The 17,050-nt window shown below is 62.2% G+C and carries 17 protein-coding genes; 13 read left to right on the plus strand and 4 right to left on the minus strand.

All coding sequences use genetic code 11. From position 1 onward, the window contains the following. The first annotated feature begins 82 nt into the window (after positions 1-82). From VGN72_11300 to VGN72_11310, 3 genes are all read left to right on the plus strand, one after another. Positions 83-1,039: an ectonucleotide pyrophosphatase/phosphodiesterase gene (locus tag VGN72_11300; GenBank protein ID HEV7299941.1), complete on the plus strand. Its 957-nt coding sequence runs from the start codon at positions 83-85 to the stop codon at positions 1,037-1,039. A gap of 68 nt (positions 1,040-1,107) precedes the next feature. Continuing rightward, entirely contained in the window at positions 1,108-1,791 is a 684-nt protein-coding gene (ispD, locus tag VGN72_11305; GenBank protein HEV7299942.1) for a 2-C-methyl-D-erythritol 4-phosphate cytidylyltransferase, read from the plus strand. A gap of 875 nt (positions 1,792-2,666) precedes the next feature. After that, positions 2,667-3,083, plus strand: a complete 417-nt coding sequence (locus VGN72_11310) for a hypothetical protein (protein ID HEV7299943.1) — start codon at positions 2,667-2,669, stop codon at positions 3,081-3,083. A gap of 28 nt (positions 3,084-3,111) precedes the next feature. Here the strand turns inward: VGN72_11310 and VGN72_11315 are convergent, their stop codons facing one another. Then, positions 3,112-4,404 carry a TlpA disulfide reductase family protein gene (locus tag VGN72_11315; protein ID HEV7299944.1) on the minus strand — a complete coding sequence of 431 codons (1,293 nt, stop codon included), beginning with the start codon at positions 4,402-4,404 and terminating at the stop codon, positions 3,112-3,114. 110 nt (positions 4,405-4,514) lie between these two features. Further along, positions 4,515-5,303 (minus strand): LPS export ABC transporter ATP-binding protein, encoded by a 789-nt coding sequence (lptB, locus tag VGN72_11320; protein ID HEV7299945.1) that lies wholly within the window; start codon positions 5,301-5,303, stop codon positions 4,515-4,517. Positions 5,304-5,805: 502 nt separating this feature from the next. Here lptB and VGN72_11325 point away from each other — a divergent pair. Further along, entirely contained in the window at positions 5,806-6,027 is a 222-nt protein-coding gene (locus VGN72_11325; protein HEV7299946.1) for a cold-shock protein, read from the plus strand. A 161-nt stretch (positions 6,028-6,188) separates the two neighbouring features. On the opposite strand, the gene VGN72_11330 is transcribed toward VGN72_11325, so the two are convergent. Continuing rightward, positions 6,189-7,553: a dipeptidase gene (locus VGN72_11330; GenBank protein ID HEV7299947.1), complete on the minus strand. Its 1,365-nt coding sequence runs from the start codon at positions 7,551-7,553 to the stop codon at positions 6,189-6,191. Between the two features lie 170 nt (positions 7,554-7,723). Beyond that, positions 7,724-8,212: a PaaI family thioesterase gene (locus tag VGN72_11335; protein ID HEV7299948.1), complete on the minus strand. Its 489-nt coding sequence runs from the start codon at positions 8,210-8,212 to the stop codon at positions 7,724-7,726. Between the two features lie 575 nt (positions 8,213-8,787). On the opposite strand from VGN72_11335, the gene VGN72_11340 reads away from it, so the two are divergent. From VGN72_11340 to dnaB, 9 genes are all read left to right on the plus strand, one after another. After that, entirely contained in the window at positions 8,788-9,768 is a 981-nt protein-coding gene (locus VGN72_11340; GenBank protein ID HEV7299949.1) for an NTP transferase domain-containing protein, read from the plus strand. Between the two features lie 88 nt (positions 9,769-9,856). Further along, the gene (locus tag VGN72_11345) at positions 9,857-10,837 is read left to right on the plus strand and encodes a ribose-phosphate pyrophosphokinase (protein HEV7299950.1); all 981 of its coding nucleotides are present in this window, start codon (positions 9,857-9,859) and stop codon (positions 10,835-10,837) included. 151 nt (positions 10,838-10,988) lie between these two features. Further along, positions 10,989-11,627, plus strand: coding sequence for a 50S ribosomal protein L25 (locus VGN72_11350; protein ID HEV7299951.1), 639 nt, complete (start codon positions 10,989-10,991; stop codon positions 11,625-11,627). Positions 11,628-11,723: 96 nt separating this feature from the next. Beyond that, a complete protein-coding gene (gene pth / locus VGN72_11355; GenBank protein ID HEV7299952.1) occupies positions 11,724-12,323 on the plus strand; it encodes an aminoacyl-tRNA hydrolase in 600 nt (199 codons plus the stop codon). A gap of 131 nt (positions 12,324-12,454) precedes the next feature. Further along, positions 12,455-12,910 carry a 30S ribosomal protein S6 gene (rpsF, locus tag VGN72_11360; GenBank protein HEV7299953.1) on the plus strand — a complete coding sequence of 152 codons (456 nt, stop codon included), beginning with the start codon at positions 12,455-12,457 and terminating at the stop codon, positions 12,908-12,910. Positions 12,911-13,027: 117 nt separating this feature from the next. After that, complete coding sequence (ssb, locus tag VGN72_11365) at positions 13,028-13,570, plus strand: single-stranded DNA-binding protein (GenBank protein HEV7299954.1); 543 nt, start codon at positions 13,028-13,030, stop codon at positions 13,568-13,570. 86 nt (positions 13,571-13,656) lie between these two features. Beyond that, positions 13,657-14,193: a 50S ribosomal protein L9 gene (gene rplI / locus VGN72_11370; protein ID HEV7299955.1), complete on the plus strand. Its 537-nt coding sequence runs from the start codon at positions 13,657-13,659 to the stop codon at positions 14,191-14,193. 493 nt (positions 14,194-14,686) lie between these two features. Further along, positions 14,687-15,244, plus strand: a complete 558-nt coding sequence (locus tag VGN72_11375; GenBank protein ID HEV7299956.1) for a TlpA disulfide reductase family protein — start codon at positions 14,687-14,689, stop codon at positions 15,242-15,244. Positions 15,245-15,672: 428 nt separating this feature from the next. Further along, complete coding sequence (gene dnaB / locus VGN72_11380; protein HEV7299957.1) at positions 15,673-17,037, plus strand: replicative DNA helicase; 1,365 nt, start codon at positions 15,673-15,675, stop codon at positions 17,035-17,037. Positions 17,038-17,050 lie beyond the last annotated feature (13 nt).

Consider the following 17,050-nt stretch of genomic DNA (forward strand, 5'->3'; position numbering starts at 1 on the left):
CCACCACGCGCAACACTGGCTTCCAATCGGATAAAACGCCCTTGCGCTTCCGAAAATAGGGGAGAATACGTAAAATAGTAACATGCCAACCAACCTCCTTGCGCTGCTGTTGCTGACCATTGCCCTGTTCGTCCCTACCGTTTACGCCGCCGAGAAGCCAGTACCGGCGGTGGAGCATGTGGTCATCGTCAGCATCGATGGCCTGCGGCCCGACGTCGCGCTGCGCGCTAACATGCCGGCGTTGCGGTCGTTGCTGGCGCGCGGCAGCTATAGCTTCTGGGCGCGCACGACCGAGATGTCGAACACGCTGCCGTCGCACGTCAGCATGCTCACCGGCGTCACGCCCGACCATCACGGCGTCAAGTGGAATGACGCCCGGTCCGGTCCGGAAGGATTGACCGTTCCGACGCTCTTCGAGAAGGCCAAGGAAGCCGGGTACAGCACCGCCCTGGTCGCCAGCAAGGTGAAGTTTGGCCTGCTGGCCAAGGCTGGCGCGGTCGACTCGGCGCTGATCCCCACCGATGACAAGAACAACGATCAGGAATCGGCCGAGGCCGCTGCAGAGCTGATTCGCACCAAGCAGCCCGGCGTGCTGTTTGTTCACTTCGGCGAGGTGGATGGCGCCGGTCACGGGAACGGCTGGGGTACGCCCAAGCAGGTCGAGGTGATCGAGCGCGCCGACACGCGGCTCGCGCTCGTCATCAAGGCGATCGAGGACGCGGGCCTGACCGACAGCACCGTGCTCATCCTGTCGGCCGACCACGGTGGCGCCGGTCGCAGTCACGGCGCCAACGACGCGCGCAGTCGGCACATCCCGTGGATCGCCGTCGGGCCGGGCATCGCGAAGAACATCGACCTGACGCACTTCCGCGATCGCAAGATCGACACGGAGGACACCTTCGCGACGGCCTGCTGGCTGCTAGGAATCGACCCCAGTGGCGCGAACGTGTCTGGCAAGCCGGTGACGGAGATTCTGGAGATCGACGAACTGCTCACGCCAGCGACGGCGCCGACGACTGCGCCATCTGCGGCGAAGTAGCGTCGGAATCGTTCCCTTCGGCGTAGCGGGCGTCTGAACAGATCGCCGAACTCTGTGGGACCACTCGCATGTCCTCCCTCACCGTCATCCTTCCCGCTGCGGGAAAATCGACGCGGTTCGGCAGCGACAAGCTGCGGGCGACACTGCGCGGCACGCCGGTGATCATCCACACGGTGCTGTCGTTCGTGCGGCACCCGAGCGTGGGCAGTGTGCTCGTGGCGCAAGGGGTGGATGGGCCGTTCGCGTCGCTGCCGGATGGGTCGTTCGAACCCGTGCATGCGAAGGTGCAGGTGGTGCCCGGCGGCGCGACGCGGGCGCACAGCGTGCTGAGCGCGCTGCGCCTGGTGCCGCCGGACGTGGAATGGGTGGCGATTCACGACGCCGCCCGACCGTTGGTAAGCGCTGACTTGATCGACCGCGTCTTCACCGCCGCCCGCGAGCACGGGGCTGCGGCGCCGGCGTTGCCGGTGCATCTGACGATCAAGCAGGCCACCGGCCCGTTGCCGGCGCGGGTCGAACGCACGGTGCCCCGGCAGCAGTTGTGGGCGATGCAAACCCCGCAAATCTGCCGCCGGGCGGCCCTGCTGGCGGCGTTCGAACGCTGTCCGATTCCGCTGGAGCAGGTGACCGATGACGTCCAGTTGATCGAGCTGGCGGGTGGGACGGTCTACCTCGTGCCCGGCGAAGACCGAAACCTGAAGATCACCACCGCGATGGATTTGAAGGTCGCGGAGATGCTGATGGACGAATGAATCGTTGATGCTTTACCGTGGCATGGGCGTCCCGCCCATGCATATAGTGAGAACAAACGATTCACTTGGTGGAGATTCGCTTCGCCAGCACTGCAACCAACTAATTCAGTTGATTGGCATCATGACGTGCATGGGCGAGACGCCTATGCCACGGTCGGACGCTATTCCGATCTTCCTTCCCGCTGGCCGCACAGCACGCCAATCGCTAAGATGCCCCTGTTCAACCGGGCGTGGCGGAATGGCAGACGCTACGGACTTAATTGGATTTGAGTGCCTCGGCGGCAACGCCGGGAGTAGAACGCCTCAAAGTCGGCGAACCCCCTGTCGGCTTTGGCCGACGCGGCAACGCCGAGCGAAGCCCCGTAAGGGGAACGTGTAGAGACTCGACGGGGCGCATCCCACGCGGATGAAGGCAGAGTCCAGACCACGAACTCGTCCTCGGGCGAGGCGGCGAAAGCCGAAGTGCGTAAGAAAATCCGTTGATCGCAAGGTCGTGCGGGTTCGAGTCCCGCCGCCCGGAATTGCTGATTGCCACGAGAGTTCGGTCGCTGTCGGTCACGTGCTCATTAGAGCAGGGTGCACCTTGCCGTAGCGTTTGGGTGCCACGGTTTGGTACTCCAAGCCGTGCTGGCTGCGTCTACACTACAGCACGGCTTGGAGTATCAAACCGTGGCACCCGGAGGACAAGCCGTTACAGGAATACGTCCGCTGTTCTAGCTGGCTAGGTCGCTGGTCCCACGCTTGTTCGGTTCGACCACACCCTCAGTTTCACTCCCAGCTATTTAAGCTCAATCTGACACGCTGCCATATTTTACCGTTCGCGCGCACGGGGAAACGCGCATAAGCTGCCGCCCACAGACTTAGAGGGTGTCGCGGTGTCTACGATCCAAAGATTATACGAGAGCGATCACATCGACATCTGTCACGATTCGCGTGGCTGGCTGTACGTAGATTGGAAAGGTCAGCAAACGACCGAATCGGTAAAGGCCGGTTGCGAGCGCATGCTGGAACTGTTGAAGCAGACCGGGGTTAGCAAGGTGCTGAACGACAACACGCACGTCATCGGCACTTGGCAGGGCGCCGCCACCTGGGTCGGCACCGACTGGCTGCCCCGCATGCGGGCCGCGGGCCTGCGGCACTTTGCGTGGGTGCAGTCGTCATCCGAGCCCAGCCGGAAGTCGGCTAACCAAAGCCTCTTCGACGCCGAGGCGGACGGCGTTCTGCTGTTCAACGAAGTGCCATCGGCTGCGGTGTGGCTACGCGCGGTGGACCGGGTGAAACAGGACCGGTAGACCGATGCGGCACCGCGACTGCGATGCCCTACCGCAGCATTTCCGTGACGGCCTGCTCCAGCGCGTGATGGTTCTCCTGTCCCGCGCCGATCAGGACCTTCCGCACGACCCCCTCTTTGTCGACGATCATCTGCGTCGGGAACGCGTTCACGCCGAACGACTCCGCCACGGTCGAGTTCGTGTCCAACGCGACGGTGAACGCGTTCCACTTCTTGTCCTCCACGACCTTCGCGACCTGCTGCTTGGGTTCACCGACGTTCAGCGCGATCACCTTCACGGCCTTGCCGTTCGATTCATCCGCGTACGCGTTCAACTGAGGCAGCGAGATGATACAGGGGCCGCACCAGGTCGCCCAGAAGTCGAGCACGACGACGTTGCCCTTCAACTCGCTCATCTTCACCGTGCCACCATCCAAGGTGGGCAGCGTGAAGTCTGGCGCTGGCTTGCCGACCATCGCCTGGGCAGCGGCGCCAGGGGCGCCCATGCCGCCCTGCTCCTGCATGGCATTGGTGATGTCGCGGGCGCCGTCGGGGGCGGTCCAGGCGAACTGCTCAGGGTTGGCGTCATCGGGCGACCCGGCCACCTGCTTGTAGTCGACGGTGTAAAGCGCCTTCTTCACCGCATCGGCGCCGCGCTTCTCCAGCATCGGCCGAAGGTCGGTCACCACACGACGGATCTGGTGCGTCTCGGGATCCACGTAGACCGACGCATGCTCGGTATCGTTCTTCATCGATAGCACAGTGAACGGCCGACCCTCCAAGTCGGCATCGGGGGCGGTGTCGACGGTGGTGTACCCTTCCACGAGCGCCGTCACGGGCTCCTTCGAGACCGCCATCAGCAATGCGGGATTCTGCGGCGACAGGAGGTTGGTCATGGCCTCGGGCAACGCGTCGCGCGACTGCTTTCCGCCTTCGGTCGGTTTGGCGACGTACACGCTGCGCTTGGGCAGATAGACGAACGCCTCCTTCCCCGTGTTGCCCGCGACAACCTCCCCCTTCACCTCATGGCGGAACAGGCTGGGCGCGGCGAAGCTCGATTCGAAGTCGGACGAGTGCGCCTGCACCTGCCCGCTCACGTCGGCGTCGAGGGATACGGTCCCGCTGAACCGCGCCGCCTGAAGCTGCCCGTAACTGGTCGCCATCGCGTCCAACACCTTCTGAGCCTCAGGGCTGACGGTGGCCGAACTCGAGGCGGGAGCGGCTTCCTTGGCCTCCGCGTGGTCGTCCTGCGCAACGACGGTCAACGTGCTAAGGCCTGCGGTCATGAGGGTGACGAACGCGAGCAGTGCGATACGACGACGGTTGTATGGAGAGCGAGACATGATCGATCCTAGGCGCGTCTTGGTCCGAGTGCACGATGAACCGATCGGATTGAACGTGCGAGACCCATTGGCGTGCCCACTTGAAGTGGGCACGCCGGCGCTGATGAAGCTCAATCGAACTCGTCACCCCGGAAGATGTTCCCGAGGTAGGCAGCTCGGACGTCTTGATCGTTGATGATTTGTTTCGGGGTGCCTTCTTTAAACACGCGCCCGTCATTGATGATGAGGGCCCGATCGCAAACGCGCAGGGTCTGCGCGACGTTGTGGTCGGTGATGAGGACGCTCTTCCCGAACTCGACCTTAAGGCGGACCACTTCCCGCTGAAGGTCTTCGACGGCGATCGGATCGACGCCCGCGAACGGTTCATCGAGCAGGATGAGCTTGGGCTGGGTGACCAGCGCCCGTGCGATCTCCATCTTGCGGCGTTCACCTCCGCTCAGCGTAGACGCCGCCTGGTTCCGTTGTTTTAGCAAGCCGTACTGTGACAACAACTGCTCAGCCCGGTTGTTTCGTTCCGTTTTGGAAATGCGAAGCGTCTCTAAGATCGCCTGTAAGTTTTGCCAAACCGTCAGTCTGCGGAAATCGCTTCGTTCTTGGGGCAGATAGCCGATCCCCTGCCGCGCCCGCTTGTACATGGGGAGCGTCGTTATGTCGTGGGCATCGAACGCGACCGCCCCACTGTCGGGGGTGACCATCCCGAGGATCATGCGGAATGTGGTGGTCTTACCGGCCCCATTGCGACCCAAGATGCCCACAATCTCTTGTTGATGCAGGACAAAGCTCACCTCATCAACGACCCGCCGGCCGTTGAAGGACTTCACAAGTTTCGTCGTCTCAAGAAGGTTCATTCTGCGCCCAAATAGAACGGGCATCGTCAGGCCGATGACCGTCAGAATCAAGTACCTCCAACGATGTGGATAACTCGTGGAGAACCTGCCCTGATTGTTATCAACCTGTTTAGGTCACATTGGTTATTTGACCGCAAACGCGGTCACTGGATATGACGCCAAAGCTCTACGGCACCAAACCGACTCTAGGCAGATCCATAATTCATTTCCTTAAATACACTTACGACAGATCAATTTCAGACATTCCCGCGTCAAGTGGTTTTGTGGCAGAAGTCGTAGTGATAAAGCCTCCTTCACGGATTCGCAGGGACAGATGAAGGCCACGGTGGCACCTAATGTGGATAACCTGCGGAAAGAACCGCTGTTACTGACCTGACACTTGCGCAGGAAGTTGTGGGGTTTTGTCCTCAGCTGTGGTATGGTTGAGCTCGACGTAAGCTGTCGACCCTGGCGCGGGTGGCAGTTGTGCGAGGGTGTGCCCTCGCTCGGTTCGCGCCGCAAAGCACGCGCGGAGGGTTTCACTCCGTCGCAATCGTCCGAAAGGAGTGGCTGTATGGCCACCGGTAAGGTCAAGTGGTTCAACGATCAAAAGGGCTTCGGGTTCATCGCCGCCAACGAGGATGGCAAGGACGTCTTCGTCCACCATTCGGTGATTGAGGGCGAAGGGTTTCGCACGCTCACGGAAAACGAATCGGTCGAATACGAATTCGAATCCGGCCCCAAGGGCATGAAGGCCACGAAGGTCCGCCGCATTGCCGTCGCCGTCGCGAGCTGATCCCCGCAACCTGACTCTCAAGTCTCTCGGCACACCCACCTGGGCAATCAGGTGGGTGTTTTTTATGCGCTGGGGGACGCGTGGGGCGTGTGGATTTGTGGGAAGTACTTGGGAAAACTGGCCGCTAGAGCGGCCAGTCCGGTGAAGTGCCTTGTGCTTGTCTACAGATTGGCCAATCGTTCGTATAACGCCGCTGCGGTGCGGGTGCCGTTGTGGAAGGCGTCGAGATCGAACTTCTCGTTTGGGGAATGCACGCGGTCGTCATCCAGGCCGAAGCCGATCAACAGCGTGTCGATGCCGAGCACCTGCTTGAAGAGCGCGACGACCGGGATGCTGCCGCCCTCGCGCATCAGGACGGGTTTAGCCCCGAAGCCGGCCTCGACCGCCTCAGCGGCCAGTGCCATCGCCTTACCCTCGCGCGGGGTGAGGAACGGGCCAGCCAGGCCATAGTTGGCGAACTCGATCTTCACGTTCTTCGGACAGCGGTCGCGCATCGCCTGCTCGAAGGCGGCCCGGATCTTGGCCGGGTCCTGGTTGGGGACGAGCCGCATCGATATCTTCGCGGATGCCTTGGCGCCGATGACGGTCTTGGCGCCGGCCCCCTGATAGCCGGCGGTAATGCCGTTCACGTCGCACGTCGGGCGGGCCCACTTGCGTTCAAGCGTGGTGTAACCGGTTTCGCCATAGAGCGATTCCAATTCCAACGCGTCCGCGAAGCGCTTTTCGTCGAACGGCAGTGATGCCCACTCGGCGCGCTCGGCGGGCGTCAGGTCGACCACATCATCATAAAAGCCCGGGATGTTCACCCGCCCGTCGGCGTCGTGGAGCGATGCGATCAGCTCGCCCAGCACGTTGGCGGGGTTCGGCACCGCCCCACCGTACAGGCCGCTGTGCAGGTCGTGACTGGGACCGGTGAGGAAGACTTCTTCGTACACCAATCCGCGCAACCCGTAAGTTATGGCCGGCAAGCCGCGGGCGAACTGGTTCGTGTCGCTGATGACGACGACGTCGGCCTTCAGGTCGGCGGCGTAGTGCTTGACGAACGCCTCCAGGTGATCGGAACCGATCTCCTCTTCCCCCTCGATCAGCACCGTCAGGTTCACCGGCAGCCCCACGTGCGCCTGCCATGCCATGATCGCTTCCACATGGCACCAGACCTGCCCCTTATCGTCGGCGCTCCCGCGGGCGTAGATCGCGCCGTCGCGAACGGTCGGCTCGAACGGCGGCGTGGTCCACAGGTTCAGTGGCTCAGGCGGTTGAACGTCGTAGTGCCCGTATAGCAACACGGTTGGCCGCCCGGGGATGTGCTTGTTTTTTGCGACCACTGCGGGGTGCCCGCCGGTCTCCATCACCGAGACTTCCAAGCCCGCAAACTTCAACTGGTCGGCCAGCCACGTGGCGCACCGCACCATGTCCGGCTTGTGCTGCGGCTGCGCGCTGACGCTCGGGATCGCCAGAAACTCCGACAACGCCGTCACGGCTTGATGCTTGCGCGATTCGATCGTTTCCAGGACGCGGTCGAGCATGGCGGGGCTCCGTAGAGCAGGTGTGCGCGGGGCGAGGAGATTTCTCCGGCCCCTCTCCCATGTACGCATGGGAGAGGCGATATAGAACTGCCAACGATTCGGGACGATCGAAATCACCCTCACCTAGCCTCTCCCGGGGTACCGGGAGAGGGACCGGAGCGGATTGACCGCTACGCCTTCAACCGCTGCGCCGCCCGCTCGGTCGCGGGGTCGGCGATCATGGTTTCGACGACGGCGCGGTGGCGTACTTCCTCGAGCGGCACGTACTTGCCGGTGGCCTCGCAGAGCAGTTCACCGCTGGAGCTGAAGACCGTCGCGATCGTCTTGATCAGCTTGGTTCGACCGGTGGTGACGCTGGCCTCGACGTCGACGTGTTCACCGATGGCGATCTTGCGCCGAAAGCGGACTGTCATCTCGCCGCACAGGCAGAACCGCCGGCCTTCCCACGTCGCGGCCCAGACCATGGCTTCGTCGAGGACGGTCGCGATCACCCCGCCGTGCACGACACCGTCGAACCCGATGTGGTGCTTCTGCGGTGTAAAGCGGGTGCGGACGATGCCCGCGTTCTCGTCGACGTACAGGTGCAGCCGCAGCCCATGCGGGTTTTCCGGCCCGCACACAAGACATCCGGGCGTATGTGGAAGTTCGGTTAATGGCATGATGCGGGGATGGTAGCGAGGGAGCGCGGTTTTGGAAGTCGGTAACGTTTTATCAGCACTTCTTCATGTTTCATGTCGTCATGTTTCACGGGTCTCAGTGAAGCATGACGACATGAAACATGGAGAAAACTGGAGGGATGGACGCGCCACCGGCCCCTTCCCGGTTGACACTTTTCCCTCATTTCGTACGATAAGCCCGTTCCCCATTGATGGGGCGTTTGTCGAGAGACCCGGCGCGTGGCCGGGTGGGTAGACATACCGGGTCGGAAGAAGCCAGCGTAACTGCTGGCTTCGACGCGGTTTAAACCGACTCGTGCCTCCGGGAATGTTCGTCGCCGCGAACGGTCACGCCTATAGTTGCGTATCCCTTCGCCTCGTGTCGCGAGCGTTTGAGCTGCTCGTGCGATTACCCCGTAGTGTAACGGTAGCACAAGTGGTTTTGGTCCACTTTGTCATGGTTCGAATCCATGCGGGGTAGCTGTACCGGATAAGGTGGTCAGTGGGTCGTGGGCAGTTAAACGCCGTCGCTCCCCTTCTGATCTGCCCGCTATCGACTGACCACCGCCCACTGAATCATGAGCACCACAGCCATCATCCTCGCCGCGGGCAAGTCGACACGGATGAAGTCGGCCCGGCCGAAGCCGTTGCACGAGGTGTGCGGCAAGCCGATGCTGCACTACGTGCTGCAGGCCTGCTACGACGCCGGTTGCACGCGCGTCGTAGTGGTCGTGGGCCACGGTAAAGAAGAAGTCGTGGCGGCCTTCGGGCACGATTCGCGCATTACCTGGGTCGAACAGACCGAGCAGCTCGGCACCGGTCACGCCGCCCGCATGTGCAGCCGGGAACTGGAAAAGAGCCCCGGCGACGTCTTCATCCTCGCCGGTGATGGGCCGCTCATTCGCGGGCAGGTGCTGCAGACGTTGCTGAACGCCCACCAGGAAGAAAAGGCCGCCGCCAGCATGGCGACCGCGGTGTTGGACGACCCGACCGGCTATGGCCGGATCATTCGCGACGGCGACGGCGAGTTTGTCGAGATCGTCGAGCAAGGTGACGGCACGCCCGAGCAGCTGGCGATTCGCGAGGTCTTCCCGAGTTACTATTGCGTGAAGACGGCCGAACTCATGCACGCCCTGTCGCTGCTGAAGAACGAGAACTCGAAGCGCGAGTATTACCTGACCGACATCTACGCGATCCTGCGCAGCGAAGGCAAGCGCGTGACCGCGGTGCAGGCGGTGACGGCCGAGGACGTGCTGTCGGTCAACACGCGGTCGCAGCAGGCCGAGGTCGACGCGATCATGCAGGAGCGCATCCAGCGCGGCCTGCGCGAAGCGGGCGTCACGATCGTCAGCCCGATCAACACGTACATTGAAGCCGACGTCACCATCGGCCAGGACACGGTCATTCAGCCGTTCTCCGTGATCGGCTCCGACACCAGCATTGGCCGCAACTGCATCATCGGCCCGTTCGCCTGCGTGCCCCGCAGCAGCGTGGTGCGCGAGGGAACGACGGTGGCAGGCAACGTGTCGAGCAGCGGGACGGGAGTGGCGGGAAGCTAGAGGAATTGCGGAGTTCGGAGTGCGGATTGGAAAACCGAAAGCGTTTCCTTCCCATCCGCAATCCGAACTCCGTAATCCGCAATGGAAAATGCCAAAGATCGACTCGGACCAACTTCGCATCTTCACCGGTCGCGCCAATCGCGATTTGGCGGAGAAGATCTGCGCGTACCTGTCGCTGCCGGTGGGTCGCGGGCAGACCGAGTTGTTCCCGGACGGTGAGTGCATCGTCAAGGTGAACGAGGACGTTCGCGGGCGCGATTGCTACATCATCCAGCCGACGTGTCAGCCGGTGAACGGCAACCTGATGGAGCTGTTCATCTGGATCGACACGCTGAAGCGCGCCAGCGCCCACCGTGTGACGGCCGTCATGCCCTACTTCGGGTATGCCCGCCAAGACCGCAAGGACGAAGGCCGCACGCCGATCACCGCCAAGCTGGTCGCAAACCTGATCGAGCGGGCCGGCGCCGATCGCGTGGTCAGCATCGATTTGCACGCCGCCCAGGTGCAGGGGTTCTTCGACATCCCGGTCGATCACCTGAACGCCGGGCCGGTGCTGAGCAAGTGGTTCAAAAGCCTGAAGCTCGACAATTGGGTGTTCGTGTCGCCGGACGTGGGCAACGTAAAGCGGGCGCAGGTCTACGCCAACATGATGGGTGGCGAGATCTGCATCATCGACAAGCGTCGCAAGAGCGGCACGCAGACCGAGGCCAAGCACATCATCGGTGACGTGCGCGGCAAGAACTGCCTGATCGTCGACGACATGATCACCACCGCCGGCACGGTGACCAAGGCTGTCGAGATCCTGAAGGACAACGGCGCGCTCGACGTCTACATCGCCGCGACGCACGGCGTGTTCGCCGGGCCGGCGCTGGAACGCTTGGAAAAGTGCGACTTCACGAAGATCGCCGTCACCAACACGATCCCGATCCTCGACCGCTGCGACGGCATTAAGGACCGCATGGACGTGCTGGACGTATCCGGCCTGCTCGGCGAGGCGATCCACCGCATTCACCACAACGAATCGGTGAGCGCGCTGTTCAAGGGCGCCCACAAGGATGGGGCAAGGTAATGTTTTATCCCCTCTCCCGGTACCCCGGGAGAGGGTTAGGGTGAGGGTGACGAGAACTGGCACAACGCGTCAGCAGCCAGTTCGAAATCACCCTCACCTAGCCTCTCCCGGAGTACCGGGAGAGGGACCGTAAGGAACTTGGAGTAAAGACATGGCAAGCAAGACCGCACAAGTATCGGCCGAAACCCGCACGGCCCTCGGTTCGCGGGCGAACAAGCGCCTGCGCGACGCCGGCAAGCTGCCGGGCGTCATCTACGGGCACAAGGAAGCGATCCTCCCCGTCACGCTGCCGAAGAAGGAGGTCGCCGGTCACATCAACCACGGCCAGCACCTGTTCGACATCGCGATCGACGGCAAGAGCGAGAAGGTCCTGATCAAGGAAGTGCAGTACGACCACCTCGGCATCGACCTGATCCACGTCGACTTCGCCCGCGTCTCGCTCGACGAGAAGGTCACGCTGACCGTCTCCATCGAGACCAAGGGCGAGCCCAAGAGCGACACCGGCGTGCTCCAGCAGATCATGAACGAGATCGAGATCGAGTGCCTCGTCACCGACATCCCCGACGTGATCAAGGTCAGCGTCGGTGACATGCAACTCGACGACGTGATCCACGTGAAGGACCTGAAGCTTCCGCAGGGCGTCGTCGCCCTGGCCGACGAGGACCAGATCGTCGTGCAGCTGAAGGAGATCACCGACTCCGAGGACGCCGCCGAGGCCGATGCCGCCGAGCCGGAAGTCATCGGCAAGGCCAAGGAAGATGGCGACGCCGATGCGGAAGAGGCCAAGTAAGGATCGTAGATTGCCGATTTTCGATTGCCGATTTGCGGTTGGGTAACCATCGCTTCTCATCCAATCGCAAATTGGCAATCGAAAATCGGCAATCCCATGAAGCTAGTCGTCGGCCTAGGCAATCCCGGACGCGATTACGTCGGCACCCGGCACAACGTCGGGTTCGAACTGATCGATCGGCTGGCGACGAGCCTTGGCTGGACGAGCAAGGACGCCGACTTCGATCGGCAGGCCCGGTCGAAGTTCGAGGGCCTGGCGATTGACGGGCCGGCGGCCGGTGGCAAGGCGCTGCTGCTGAAGCCGGCGACGTACATGAACCTCAGCGGTCGCTCCGTACAGGCGGCCATGGCGTTCTACCAGTGCACGCCCGCCGACGTGCTGGTGGTGCTGGACGACATCGCCTTGCCCGTCGGTCGCTTGCGGCTTCGCGGGTCTGGAAGTTCGGGTGGCCATAACGGCCTGAAGGACATCGAGCGGGCGCTGGGCACGAACGCCTACGCCCGGCTGCGGATCGGGATCGACCCCCGGCCGCCGCAGATCCCGCAGGTGGATTACGTGCTCGGCCGGTTCACCGACGAGCAGCGAAAGACGTTAACCCCCACGATCGACCGCGCCGCCGAGGCCGCGATCGTGTGGATGGAAAAAGGAATTGAACCGGCGATGAACAGGTTCAACGCCGGCAGTGAAGACAAGTGAAACATGACGACATGAATCATGAACCGATGAAGCGCCGCGTGGCCTTCATGTCTGATGTCTTCATGTTTCACGTTTCGGTTTACTAGCGGTCGGCCCCAACCGACCAAAACCCATGCTAGGGAGTTAGAATTATGCCCAACAATGCACCCCGTCAGTACGAAGGTATGTTCCTGGTCGGTCCCGCCGCCAACAGCGAGAACGAGGGCGGCATCAAGCTCGTCCGCGCGGTCCTGGAGCGCAACGCGGCCAGCCCGATGGTCCTGAAGAAGTGGGACGAGCGCAAGCTGATGTACGAGATCAACCGCCAGAAGCGCGGCACGTACATCATCGCCTACTTCACCGCCGCCCCCAGCGCCATCACCGGCATCGAGCGCGACGTGAAGCTGAGCGAGGACATCCTCCGCGTGATGGTGACCGACGCCGACCACCTGAACCAGCAGGAAATGGAAGCCGTCGAGCCCCAGCCGATCCAGCCCCGCGAAGAGCGCCCCAGCTGGGACCGCCCCAGCTTCAACGACCGCCCGCCCCGTGGCGATCGCGGCCCGCGCCGTGAGGAAGCCGGCGTTGGCGCCGAAGGGAAAGAGTAAGGACTTATTGCCGATTTGCGATCTGCGATTGCCGATTGAAGAGGTGATCGTCCAAAGGCGGCGCTTTCCAATCGCAAATGGGCAATCGAAAATCGGCAATCCGCCGGAGGCGAAAACATGGCCAGTTACAACAAAGTCCTCCTCATGGGCAACCTGACCCGCGATCCGCAGCTGCGCTACACGCCGTCGCAGATGGCGGTGGCGGACTTCGGCATTGCGGTGAACGAGAAGTTCACCACCAAGAGCGGCGAGAAGCGCGAGGATGTCGCGTTCATCGATATCACCGCCTGGGGCAAACAGGCCGAGCTGATCAACCAGTACTTCACCAAGGGCAAGCCGATCTTCATCGAAGGCCGCTTGAAGTATGAAACCTGGGACGACAAGCAAGGTGGCGGTAAGCGTCACAAGCTCACCGTTACCCTCGATGGCTTTCAATTCGTGGGTGGCCGTGACGGTGGAGGCGGTGGTGGTGGTGGTGGTGGCAGCTACGATCAAGGCGCCGGTCCCGGCGACTTTGAAGACAGCGCCCCGCCGCAACGCTCGCAATCGCGCCCGGCCCCCAATCGCCCGCCGCAGCGCCCCGCGCCACGGCAGGCAGCGCCCGCCGAGCAACCGTACGGCGACGAACAGCAATTTAAGGACGACGATATTCCGTTCTGATCCGTGATGAGTGGTGCCTGACCCGTACGGGCCAACATCACTCGCGCAACAGTCAATCACCACTCATCAATCACAGAGGTATTCAAATGGCAAACGTAAAACTTCTCCTTCAGGAAAGCGTCAAGCACGTCGGCAAGGTTGGCGACGTGGTCGAGGTGTCGCCGGGCTATGCCCGTAACTACCTGCTGCCCCAGCGCCTGGCCGTCGAGCCGACGCCGAATAACCTCAAGAAGATCGAGGTTCGTCGGCAGGAGATCGAAAAGCAGGAGCGCGAGCAGCGCGAGCAGCAGCAGACGCTGATCAAGAAGCTCGCCGGCGTCGAGGTGACGCTCGAGCGTCGCGCCAACGAGCAGGGCAACCTGTACGGCGCCGTCAGCGCGACCGACATCAGCCGTGCGCTGCAGGGCATGGGCTACAACGTCGAGCCGGACGACGTCTACCTGCCGGGCAAGCTCGACCGCATCGAGACCTACATGGTCACGGTGCGCTTCGCCGAGGGCATCGAGACCGAGCTGAAGGTGTGGGTCGCCCCCGACGCCGACAGCCGCGAGTCCATCGAAGCCGCCCGCAAGGCCGCCGCCGCCGAGCCGGCCCCCGCGAGCAACTTTGAACGCAACGGATAAGGCTTCTTTGGACTTCGCCACTTCAGTGGCTGGTTCTTCTGGCATCATCGAAAACTGACACGGCCCGCACGGTTCTCCGTGCGGGCTGTTTCATTGGAGTATATGCACCTGAAAAGGAAGTCCGTTGCCGAGCCGTTATTTTGAGACGGTGTAAAGAACAACGCCGCGTCCGCTCCGACCGTGGCATGGGCGTCTCGCCCATGCGTGTGTGAGGGTCGGAAGACAGAATTGGTTGCAGCGGCTCGGTCGGCGCAGCAGCCATCAAATCAATCTCTCATTCCACTCCACACGCATGGGCGAGACGCCCATGCCACGGAAAGGCAGCCGCGACCGCGTTTTTTAACATACTCAGAGGCACTCACGATGACGGTTGCGTCGTGACGTCATAAGCCCGGTTTCATTTGCAAATCGACAACCCTACTGCAACAAACCTACGATCGGGCGCGTCTTACTCAAACTCAGCCATTGCAGCAGTTCCCGACGAAGGACCGACATGACACGCTCGACTTTCTGGCGCCCGTTTGCACTTACCAGCATGTTGGTGCTGCCGCTGTTCGCATCGCTCGCTTGCTCTGATCAATCCGGGTCGGGCGGCAATGGGCACGGCGAGGCGCCGCACGTTCTGCTAGGCAAGCCCGCCCCGGCCATCAATGTCCCGTTACTCGATGGCGGCACGTTGAACCTGGCCGACCACAAGGGCAAGGACGTCGTCATCCTCGACTTCTGGGCCACCTGGTGCGGCCCGTGCATCGTCGGCATGCCGTTGGTCGATCAGGTCGCCGACCAGTACGCCGACCAGAACGTCGTCTTCTACGCGGTGAACGTCGGCGAGACCCCCGAAGAGATTAAGCCCTTTATGGCCAAGCAGAACTTCGACATGAAGGTCGCCCTCGACGCCAACGGCAAGGTCAGCATGGACTACGCCGCCGAGGCCATTCCGCAGACGCTCATCATCGATAAGAACGGCATCGTCCAGTCCGTTCATATCGGTGTCGGCGCGGATACCAAAGCGCAACTGGAAAGGGACGTGAAAGCCGCGCTGGCAAAGTAAGCAAAACCGTCCCTCGTCAAAATGGAACGATTTCTCTCTGGTCCCTCTCCCGGTACGCCGGGAGAGGCTAGGTGAGGGTGAATTCGAACTGCAGACAGCCTACGAATGGGGGACGGATCAACACGAATAAAAAAGGCGCAACACGGCGCAGCTCTTATTCGTATTGATTCGAGCCCATTCGTGGGCAACTCTTTGCTCACGGCGCGTGGGGCAGCTCGAATTCACCCTCACATCGCCTGTCGCCGAGCGAATTCAACACCCCCTGTGGGTAGCCCGTGTACAACCCGTCGCCACCTCCCCGCGCGTTAGGCGGAACCCCGCTCTGACCCTACAAGATCCCTCAAGCCGATTTGTCTTGCGGCCCGATGAATGGATGAGTATGTTCGGGTTTCGTTAGCAAGCTAGTGCAACACGCGAGAGATGTACCGATGAGCCAAGCCAGCCAGTTAGTCGACCCGTCGATCGCACGCCAGTTCGATCGGTTGCCGCCTCACTCGATCGAGTCGGAGATGTGCCTGCTGGCGTCGATGATGCTGGACAAGGAGATGGTCGGCGAGGTCGTGCAGATCGTCGACCGCGAGGCCTTCTATCAGGCCGACCACCAGATCATCTACGACGTGCTGGTGAAGCTGTACGAGCAGAACCGCCCGATCGACGCCGTCATCGTCCGCGAAGAGCTGATCAAGCGACAGTTGCTCGACGAAGTCGGCGGCATCGCGTATCTGGCCGCCATCCTCAACAGTGTGCCCTCGGCCGCCCACGGCGCACACTACGCCGGCATCGTGCGCGAGAAGGCGCTGCTGCGCCAGCTCATCAGCGCCAGCACCGACATCCTGCGCGACGCCTACGCCCCGCACGAGGAAGCCAACATCGTCTTGGACAAGGCCGAGAAGCGCATCTTCGAAATCGCGCAGAACAAGGTCGGCAAGCAGATGGTGGCGATGGAGGAAGTGCTGCACGAGGTCTTCGAGATGATCGAGACCCGCGGCCAGCGCGGCGTCGAAACGGGCTTCCTCGAGCTGGACGAAATGATGAACGGCCTGCAGCCGGGCGAGATGATCATCATCGCCGCCAGACCGTCGATGGGTAAGACGGCGTTCGCGATGAACATGATCGAGCACATCAGCGCCACCAACCGCCTGCCGACCGCCGTCTTCAGCTTGGAAATGAGCAAGCAGCAGCTCGCCCAGCGCATGCTCTGCAGCCGTGGGCAGATCGACGCCCACAAGCTGCGCAAGGGCATGCTTCAGTCGCACGAGTACGCTCACCTGGCCAACGTGGTCGGCGAACTGGCAAAGGCGCCGATTTGGGTCGACGACACGCCGGGCCTGACCATTCTGGACCTGCGCGCCAAGGCCCGTCGGCTGAAGATGCAGCACGACATCAAGTGCATCATGATCGACTACATGCAGCTGATGGATAACCCCGGTGTCGAAAGCCGTCAGCAGCAGGTCAGCGAGATCAGCCGCGGCATTAAGGCGGTCGCCCGCGAGCTGTCCGTCCCCGTCATCTGCCTGTCGCAGCTGAACCGCGGCAGCGAAGGCCGCGACGGTCACCGCCCACGCATGAGCGACTTGCGCGAGTCGGGCAGCATCGAACAGGACGCCGACGTGATCGCGCTGCTGCACCGCGAGGACTACTACCGCATGGCCGAGCCGGACTTTCAGCCGGACAACATCGCCGAGGTCATCATCGCCAAGCAGCGTAACGGCCCGACGGGCACCGTGAAGCTGACGTTCATCAACAAAACGACGCGCTTCGAGAACCTGTCGGCGGCGGCCGACCCGTTCTAAGCAAGCGCCCAAC

Source organism: Tepidisphaeraceae bacterium (assembly GCA_035998445.1).
Classification (GTDB): domain Bacteria; phylum Planctomycetota; class Phycisphaerae; order Tepidisphaerales; family Tepidisphaeraceae; genus DASYHQ01.